The following is a 7,584-nucleotide window of genomic DNA, read 5'->3' as shown; positions in this document are numbered from 1 at the left end:
GGCCTGGCGCAGGCACGTGGCGAGGCCGGCGATGACCAGGCGGGCCAGGGGGAAGAGCTCCTGCGGCGTGCTCGTCACCACGACGGCGGTGACCTCCGCCTCTGGGGGCGCGGCACGTACGGCGTCCTCGGCGGCCGACAGACGGTGCAGGCCGAGCACCGCCACCACCCCGTCACGGGCCGGGTGAGCCGGCTCGCCGGTGACCGCGTCGACCGCCTCGGGCGGCGACCACGGCGCGTCGGTCTCGCGCACCTCAGGGACCATCGGCGCGACCGACCACCGGTCGCCCAGGTCGAGGTCGGCGAGTTGCTCGCACACCCGGATCACCCCGAACGGGTCGACGAACCCCGGCGCCGCCGCCGCGAGCTGCCCCGCCCCCTGCAGCACGGTCAGCACCGACTCGGCCAGCCGCACCAGCCGACCGTCCGGCTCCCTGGGCGGGCGCAGCCGCTCGAGGGCGAGCCCGAGCAGCACCGCGTTGAGCTTCATGAGCTGCGCGTACGGCTTCTGCGTCAGCTCGTCGGCGAGGATCTCGGGGATGACGTCCACACCCAGCCGGCTCGGCGCGTGCTCGTCCTCGGTCATCAGCGGCAGCCGGGTCACCCACGCGCGCGCCACCTGGCTCAGCGCCTCCCGCACGGTCAGCGCCGGCTCGGCGGGCGGGTGGACCGGGGCGCGCTCGGCCAGGTCGGCCAGCACGGCGAAGTAGAGCGCCCGCTTGCCGGGAAAGTTGGAGTACACCGCCCCGCGCGTGAGCTCCGCGCGATCGGCGATGGAGTCGATCTTCGCCTCGCGGAATCCGCGCAACGCGAACTCCTCCCTGGCCGCCGCCAGCACCTTCGCGCGGTTGCGCTCCTGCGCCTGGGCTCTGCTGAGCCGGACCATCGCCCTCCTCGTTGCCGTGTGCTCCCAAAGCAGGATACCGTCAACATTCAGATGATGGGATCATTCGAGATTACGGAGTGGTGATGGGCGACGTCCCCGAGATCGACCTGACCGACCCGGCGGTGCTGGGCGACCTGGTCGCCGCGTACGCCGAGGCCCGGGAGGAGTCGCCCGTGGCGCGGCTGGTGGCGCCCGGGTTCGGCCCCTTCTGGGCGGTGACGCGGCACGAGCAGGCGCGCGCGATGCTGGGCGACCCCCGCCTGGAGATCAACGAGAACAGCTTCATGCGCCCCGACGTGCCGGAGCACTGCCTGCGTTACATGCGCACGATGTCCGAGATGAACGGCGCCGAGCACGCCCGCCTGCGCCGGCTGGTCGCACCCGCGTTCACCCCGCGCCGGGCCGCCGCTTTCGCGCCGCGGATCGAGGCGATCGTCGAGCGGCTCCTCGACGAGCTGCCCGCCGAACTGCCCGATGGCGAGCCCGTCGACCTGCTGGCGCACTTCGCGCGCCCGCTGCCGATGGAGGTGATCTGCGAGCTCGTCGGCATCCCCGCCGCCGACCGTCCCCGGTGGCGCGAGTACGGCGCCGCGGTCGCCTCCGGTCACGGCGAGAAGTTCCGCGAGGCCATCCCCGCGATCATGGAGGGCGCCCGGGCGGCGGTCGCCAAGTGCCGGACCGAGCCGGGCGACGACCTGGTCTCCGACCTCGTCCGCCTCATGGAGGAGGACGGCGACCGGCTCTCCGACGACGAGCTCGTCACCCTCGTCTGGCACCTCGTCCTGGCCGGGCAGACGCCGACGAACCTCATCGCCAACGCCGTCGTCACCCTGCTCGCCCACCCCGCCCAGCTCGCCGCCCTGCGCGCCGATCCCGGCCTGATGCCGCGCGCCGTCGAGGAGCTGCTGCGCTGGTGCGCCCCGGCGCTGCTCACCGTCCCCCGCTTCCCTCGGGAGGACGTCGAGATCGGCGGCGTCCGCATCCCCAAGGGGGAGCCGGTGACCGCCTCGATCACCGCCGCCAACCGTGATCCGAGGGTGTTCGCCGAGGCCGGCACGTTCGACGTCACCAGGGAGCCGGCGCCGCACCTGGGGTTCGGGCACGGGCCGCACTTCTGCGTGGGGGCGTCGCTGGCGCGCGTCCAGACCGGCGTCGCGCTGGGGGCCCTGCTGCGCCGCTTCCCCGATCTCGCGCTCGCCGGCGAGGTGCGGTACGCGCCCGACCCGGGGACGCTGCGGCCGGCGTCCCTGCCCGTGACGCTGCGGCCGGCCGGTTGAGCATGGCGCGCACCGGCAAGGGCGGCGACCTGCGCTGCTCGTTCTGCGACAAGGCCCAGGACGAGGTGCGCCGGCTCATCGCGGGGCCGCCGTCCGTCTACATCTGCGACGAATGCGTGGGGCTGTGCAACGAGCTCATCGCCGAGGAGGGCGCGGCGGAGACCGGCCGGCCGCCCGAGCCGCCCCGGCCGCGCGAGATCCACGCCTTCCTCGACCAGTACGTCATCGGCCAGGACGACGCCAAGCGCGCCCTGTCGGTGGCCGTCCACAACCACTACAAACGCGTCCGCGGGGCCGCCGGTGACCCGGTCGAGCTCGGCAAGTCCAACGTCCTGCTCGTCGGGCCGACCGGCAGCGGCAAGACCTACCTCGTCCAGACGCTCGCCCGGCTGCTCGACGTGCCGTTCGCCGTCGCCGACGCCACCGCGCTCACCGAGGCCGGGTACGTCGGCGAGGACGTCGAGACCATGCTGCTGTCGCTCATCCGGGCGGCCGGGCACGACCTCGCCAGGGCCGAGACCGGCATCGTCTACATCGACGAGATCGACAAGATCGCCCGCAGGGGTGGCGGCAACCCGTCCCTCACCCGCGACGTCTCCGGCGAGGGCGTCCAGCAGGCCCTGCTGAAGATCCTGGAGGGCACGGTCGCGAGCGTGGCCCCCCAGGGCGGCAGGAAGCACCCGCAGCAGGAGTTCCTCCAGATCGACACGACGAACGTGCTGTTCATCGCGGGCGGCGCGTTCGCGGGGCTGGGGGAGATCGTCGAACGGCGGCTCGCCCGCCGCGCCGCCGGCTTCGGCGCCCTGCCGCCGGCGCGCGACGACGACGACCTGCTGTCCCAGGTGATGCCGCAGGACCTGCTGGCGTACGGGCTGATCCCCGAGTTCGTCGGCCGTCTGCCGGTCGTCGCCGCGCTGCGCCCGCTGGACGTCGCGGCGCTGACCCGCATCCTCACCGAGCCCCGCAACGCGCTCATCAGGCAGTACCGCAGGCTGCTGGAGCTGGACGGGGTGGAGCTGGTCGTCGAGGAGGACGCCGTGGCCGCCGTCGCCGAGCAGGCGCTGCTGCGCCGCACCGGCGCGAGGGCCGCCCGCGCGATCCTGGAGGAGGTGCTGCTCAACGTCATGTACGAGGTCCCGAGCCGCGACGACGTGGCCCGCGTCGTGCTGACCCGCGACACGGTGGTGCGCAACGTCAACCCCACGCTCGTCCCCCGCGACGGCCGCGGCCCCGCCCGCCACGAGAGGTCGGCCTAACAGTGCGTCCCTCACGGTCCCCGCCCGGAACCGGACTCAGGGGTCTGGTACGCTCCCAGAAACCGGACACAGTGGTCCGTTTCTTGATGGAGAGACCTTCGCATGACGACCTTTTCGCGCCTCAGCGACGCGCTCCGGGAGCTCGCCCTCGAGCCGGAGCTCGAGCTGGGCGAGGCGCTGGACAAGTACTACGCTCCCGGCTACGTCCACCGCAGCGACGGCAAGGCGCTCGACCGCGCCCAGTTCGCCGAGATGGTGGCCGGCATCCGCAGCCGGCTGGCCGGGGGCACGGTGACCGTGCTCGACGAGCTCCGGGACGGCTCCACCTACGCCGAGCGGCACGTCTTCGAGGTCACCATGGTGGACGGTGCCACGCTCAAGCGGGAGATCTTCGTCTTCGGGTCCTTCGCCGACGACGGCCGCTTCCAGGAGCTCAGTGAGACGGGGTTCACCGTCGGCCCGGACGAGACCTGCTGACGGCGGCCCAGAGAAAGGACGACGACATGCCCCGTCTCGCGGATCCCGATCCGAAGACCGTCCCGGACGACGTGCGCGAATTCCTCGCCCAGCTGCCGCCGGACCCGTTGGTGAGGATGCTGACCCACTCGGCCGGCACGGTGAAGCCGTTCATCCAGCTCGCGAGGGCGCAGTTCAGCTCGCTGGAGCTGCCGGCCCGCTCACGGGAGCTGGTGATCCTGACCGTGGCCGAGTACGCCGAGTGCGCGTTCGTCGCGGCCCAGCACGGCCCGATGTCGGACGCGGCCGGCGTCGACGAGCGCACCCGGCGGCTCATTCACGACCGGGATCTCGACAGTCCCGAACTGCCGGCCTCCGACCGGGCCCTCATCCGGTTCACCGCCGAGGTGGTGCGACGCCCGCGGGTGCCCGACGACCTGTTCGAGCAGGCGCGGCGGTTCCTCAGCGAGCGTGAGATCGTCGAGGTGCTCCAGGTCGCCGGCTACTACTGGGCGTTCAGCCGGGTCTGCACCGTGCTCGACGTCGAGCTCACCCAGGTGTACGGCGCCGGCGAGGCGCTGCCCGACGGCACCTCCCGCGGGGACGCTGCGGCACACTGAGCCCATGGCTTCCTCCGACCTCATCCAGGCGCCGGCCGGATCGGACCGGTCCCCTCGGCGTCAGGACGCGCGCCGCAACCACGAGAAGGTGATGGCGGCCGCCCGCGAACTCTTCGCGCAGCACGGCCTTCAGGTGACGGTGCCCCAGGTGGCCGAACGGGCCGGCGTCGGGCGCGCGACCGTGTACCGCAGCTACCCCACCAAGGACGACCTGATCGTCGCCGTCACCCGCGAGCAGTTCCAGGAGCTGGAGGAGCGCACGCTCGCCGCGCTCAGGAGCGAGGACGCCTACCAGGCGCTGTGCGCCTACATCCCCGACATGCTCGACCATCTCCTCCGGAACCGGGGGCTGGCCGCCGCGTTCTTCGAGGGCAGACTCGTTCCCGCCGGCCGCCTGCTCGGCCTGATCGGCCGGCTGGTCGAGGCCGCCAAGGCGTCCGGCCAGGTGCGCCAGGACGCCGATGAGCGGGATCTGCGCGTCGTCCTGTGCGGCGTGATCAGGCAGCTGATCGTGCTGGACGAGTGGGACCCCGCGGTGTGGCGCCGCTATGGGGATATGGTTCTGGGCGCGTTCCGGCCCTGAACAGACGAAAGGCCCCCATGTCGGTTTTTTCATCATCTAGCACCACAATCGTGGCTCGGTTGCGTGCCGCCGGGTGCGTCTTCGCCGAGGACGAGGCCGCCCTGCTCATCGCCGCCGCCACGCCCGGCGGCGGCGCCGATGAGCAGGGCCTGGACGCCCTGGTAGAGCGGCGCGTCGCCGGGGAACCCCTGGAGCACGTGCTCGGCTGGGCCGAGTTCTGCGGGCTGCGGGTGGCCGTCGAGCCCGGGGTGTTCGTGCCCCGGCCGCGCACTGCGTTCCTCATCGAGCAGGCCGTCGCCCTGGCGCGGGAGGTCGCGCGGACGCCCGTCGTGCTCGACCTGTGCTGCGGCACGGGCGCGATGGCGGCGGCGGTGGCGGCGGCTCTGGCGGACGCCGAGGTCCACGCCGCCGACCTCGACCCCGCCGCCGTGCGCTGCGCCCGCCGCAACCTGCCCGCGGCCCGCGTCCACGAGGGTGACCTGTACGAGCCGCTGCCCGCCGCGCTGCGGGGCCGGGTGGACGTCCTGATCGCCAGCCCGCCGTACGTGCCGTCGGAGTACGTGGGGCTGCTGCCGCCCGAGGCCCGGCTGCACGAGCCGCTGACGGCGCTCGACGGCGGCGGCGACGGCCTCGACGTCGTCCGGCGGGTGATCGCCGGCGCGCCCGCCTGGCTCGCCCCCGGCGGACACCTGCTGGTGGAGACCGGCGAACGCCAGGCGGAGGCCACCGTCGAGGCCATGACGAGCGCCGGCCTGTCCGCACGGGCCGCCTACTCGGACGAGCTGGACGCCACGGCCGTCATCGGGACCCGCGTTCCTTAGCGCTGTTAAGGTGTCGGCGATGACACCGAAGGGACTGGCCCGCGACACGGTCGTGCGCGCGGCGCTGGAGCTGCTCGACGAGACCGGTCTCGACGGCCTGTCCATGCGCCGCCTCGCCGCCCGCCTCGGCGTGCAGAACCCGGCGCTCTACTGGCACTTCCGCGACAAGCAGGAGCTGCTCGACGAGATGGCCCGCGAGCTGCTCGGCCCCGACATGGGCGGGCCGCGCGCAGGGGAGACCTGGCGGGGGTGGCTGACCCGGCGCGCCCACCGCTACCGCCGCACGCTGCTGAGCCACCGCGACGGCGCCCGCCTGGTCAGCGGCGCCGACCCCGGCCTCGACGTCGCCCGCGCGTTCGAGCGGGAGCTCGCGACGCTGGTGGAGCTGGGATTCACGCCCGCGCAGGGCCTGCACGCGATCGGCGCGATCAGCCACTACACCCTCGGTTTCGTGCTGAACGAGCAGGCCCGGCGCGAGCGCGCCGCCGGCGGCGACGACCCGGCCGCCGTGTACGCGCGGGAGTTCCCGCTCACGGTCGCGGCCGTCCGCCAGGGCGGCGCCCCCACCAGTGACGACGCCTTCGCGTACGGCCTGCGGCTCATCCTCGACGGCGTCGCCGCCCGCGCGCCCTCGGCGCCGGAAGACCAGCCGGAAGACCAAGCGTGAGATTATCCGCCCTGCTCAGCGGCCTGGCCGCCGTCGTGCTGGCCACCGTCATGCTGGCCACCGTCATGCTGGCCGCGTGGGGCTGCCCGCGGGGACGGCCGCGGCGGCCGGCCTCGGGAACGGCTCCGTGCACGTCTTCACTCTGCCGGATATTTGATTTCGCCCTTTTTGCTGTACGGCATGCCGTTGTCCGTTCGTGGACTTCCCCGGTGATCCGCGCTTTCATGTGCTCCGTCAATTTCCCCAGGCGGAGGCACGAATGGCTCGTAAGCGCAAAATCATGGAAATCGCCGTCGCGTGCGCGGTGGTGGTGTCCCTGGCCCCTCCCGCCGTCGCGGAGCCGCGGCGCGAGCCGCTGCGGATCACCCGGTTCCTCGGCGAGCAGCGCATCCCCCACATGACGCGCTTCGCGGGCACCGTCGTCGGCGGGTTGTCCGGGATCGACCGCAACCCCGCCACCGGCGCCTGGTACTTCATCTCCGACGACCGCTGGCGCTACAACCCCGCCCGCTTCTACACCGGCCGCCTCGACATCGACCGCGCGACCGGCGACTTCACCGGCGTGCGCATCACCGGCGTGACGACGCTGACCCGCGAGGACGGCACGCCGTACCCCGCCTACGGGCAGCCCGGCTCGGCCGACCCCGAGTCGATCAGGTTCGACTCGTGGAGCGGGCGGCTGCTCTGGGGCGACGAGGGCGACCGGCCGAACACCTCGAACCCGGATATCCCCATTTCTCAGGGGGCCGTTCGCGCGACGGACGTTCAAGGGCGCTATATCCGCGAATTCCCGACGCCGACGAATTTGCGGCTGACGAATACGGAAAACGGCCCTCGGCGTAATTTCGGATTCGAGGGTCTCGCCGTCACGGCGCGCTCCATCGCCGCCGTGACCGAGGGCCCCCGCTACGAGGACGGCCCCGTGCCGACCGCCGAGCGCGGCGCCGTCGCGCGGCTGACCGTCTGGAAGCGCGAGGGCCAGGTGCGCGCCCAGTACGCCTACCCGCTCGACCCGCTGC

General features: G+C 73.1%; 9 protein-coding genes. 8 read left to right on the top strand and 1 reads right to left on the bottom strand.

The window, feature by feature from the left end:
- A partial coding sequence (locus tag C1J01_RS44130; RefSeq protein WP_111184979.1) for a TetR/AcrR family transcriptional regulator occupies positions 1-885 on the bottom strand: 885 nt, incomplete at its 3' end.
- A gap of 83 nt (positions 886-968) precedes the next feature.
- On the opposite strand from C1J01_RS44130, the gene C1J01_RS44125 reads away from it, so the two are divergent.
- The 8 genes from C1J01_RS44125 to C1J01_RS44090 all read left to right on the top strand — a co-directional run.
- The gene (locus C1J01_RS44125) at positions 969-2,162 is read left to right on the top strand and encodes a cytochrome P450 family protein (RefSeq protein ID WP_111184981.1); all 1,194 of its coding nucleotides are present in this window, start codon (positions 969-971) and stop codon (positions 2,160-2,162) included.
- A gap of 2 nt (positions 2,163-2,164) precedes the next feature.
- Positions 2,165-3,418, top strand: coding sequence for an ATP-dependent Clp protease ATP-binding subunit ClpX (gene clpX, locus C1J01_RS44120; protein ID WP_111184978.1), 1,254 nt, complete (start codon positions 2,165-2,167; stop codon positions 3,416-3,418).
- 102 nt (positions 3,419-3,520) lie between these two features.
- Entirely contained in the window at positions 3,521-3,895 is a 375-nt protein-coding gene (locus C1J01_RS44115; RefSeq protein WP_111184977.1) for a nuclear transport factor 2 family protein, read from the top strand.
- Positions 3,896-3,921: 26 nt separating this feature from the next.
- Positions 3,922-4,494, top strand: coding sequence for a carboxymuconolactone decarboxylase family protein (locus C1J01_RS44110; RefSeq protein WP_111184976.1), 573 nt, complete (start codon positions 3,922-3,924; stop codon positions 4,492-4,494).
- 4 nt (positions 4,495-4,498) lie between these two features.
- Positions 4,499-5,077 (top strand): TetR/AcrR family transcriptional regulator, encoded by a 579-nt coding sequence (locus C1J01_RS44105; RefSeq protein ID WP_111184975.1) that lies wholly within the window; start codon positions 4,499-4,501, stop codon positions 5,075-5,077.
- Between the two features lie 17 nt (positions 5,078-5,094).
- A complete protein-coding gene (locus C1J01_RS44100) occupies positions 5,095-5,898 on the top strand; it encodes a putative protein N(5)-glutamine methyltransferase (RefSeq protein WP_111184974.1) in 804 nt (267 codons plus the stop codon).
- Between the two features lie 19 nt (positions 5,899-5,917).
- The gene (locus C1J01_RS44095) at positions 5,918-6,565 is read left to right on the top strand and encodes a TetR/AcrR family transcriptional regulator C-terminal domain-containing protein (protein ID WP_235855071.1); all 648 of its coding nucleotides are present in this window, start codon (positions 5,918-5,920) and stop codon (positions 6,563-6,565) included.
- A 280-nt stretch (positions 6,566-6,845) separates the two neighbouring features.
- The coding region (locus C1J01_RS44090) for an esterase-like activity of phytase family protein (RefSeq protein WP_146615953.1) at positions 6,846-7,584 on the top strand (739 nt) is incomplete at its 3' end.

The organism is Nonomuraea aridisoli (assembly GCF_003236395.1).
GTDB lineage: Bacteria > Actinomycetota > Actinomycetes > Streptosporangiales > Streptosporangiaceae > Nonomuraea > Nonomuraea aridisoli.
This window is presented reverse-complemented; position numbering and strand designations above follow the sequence as displayed.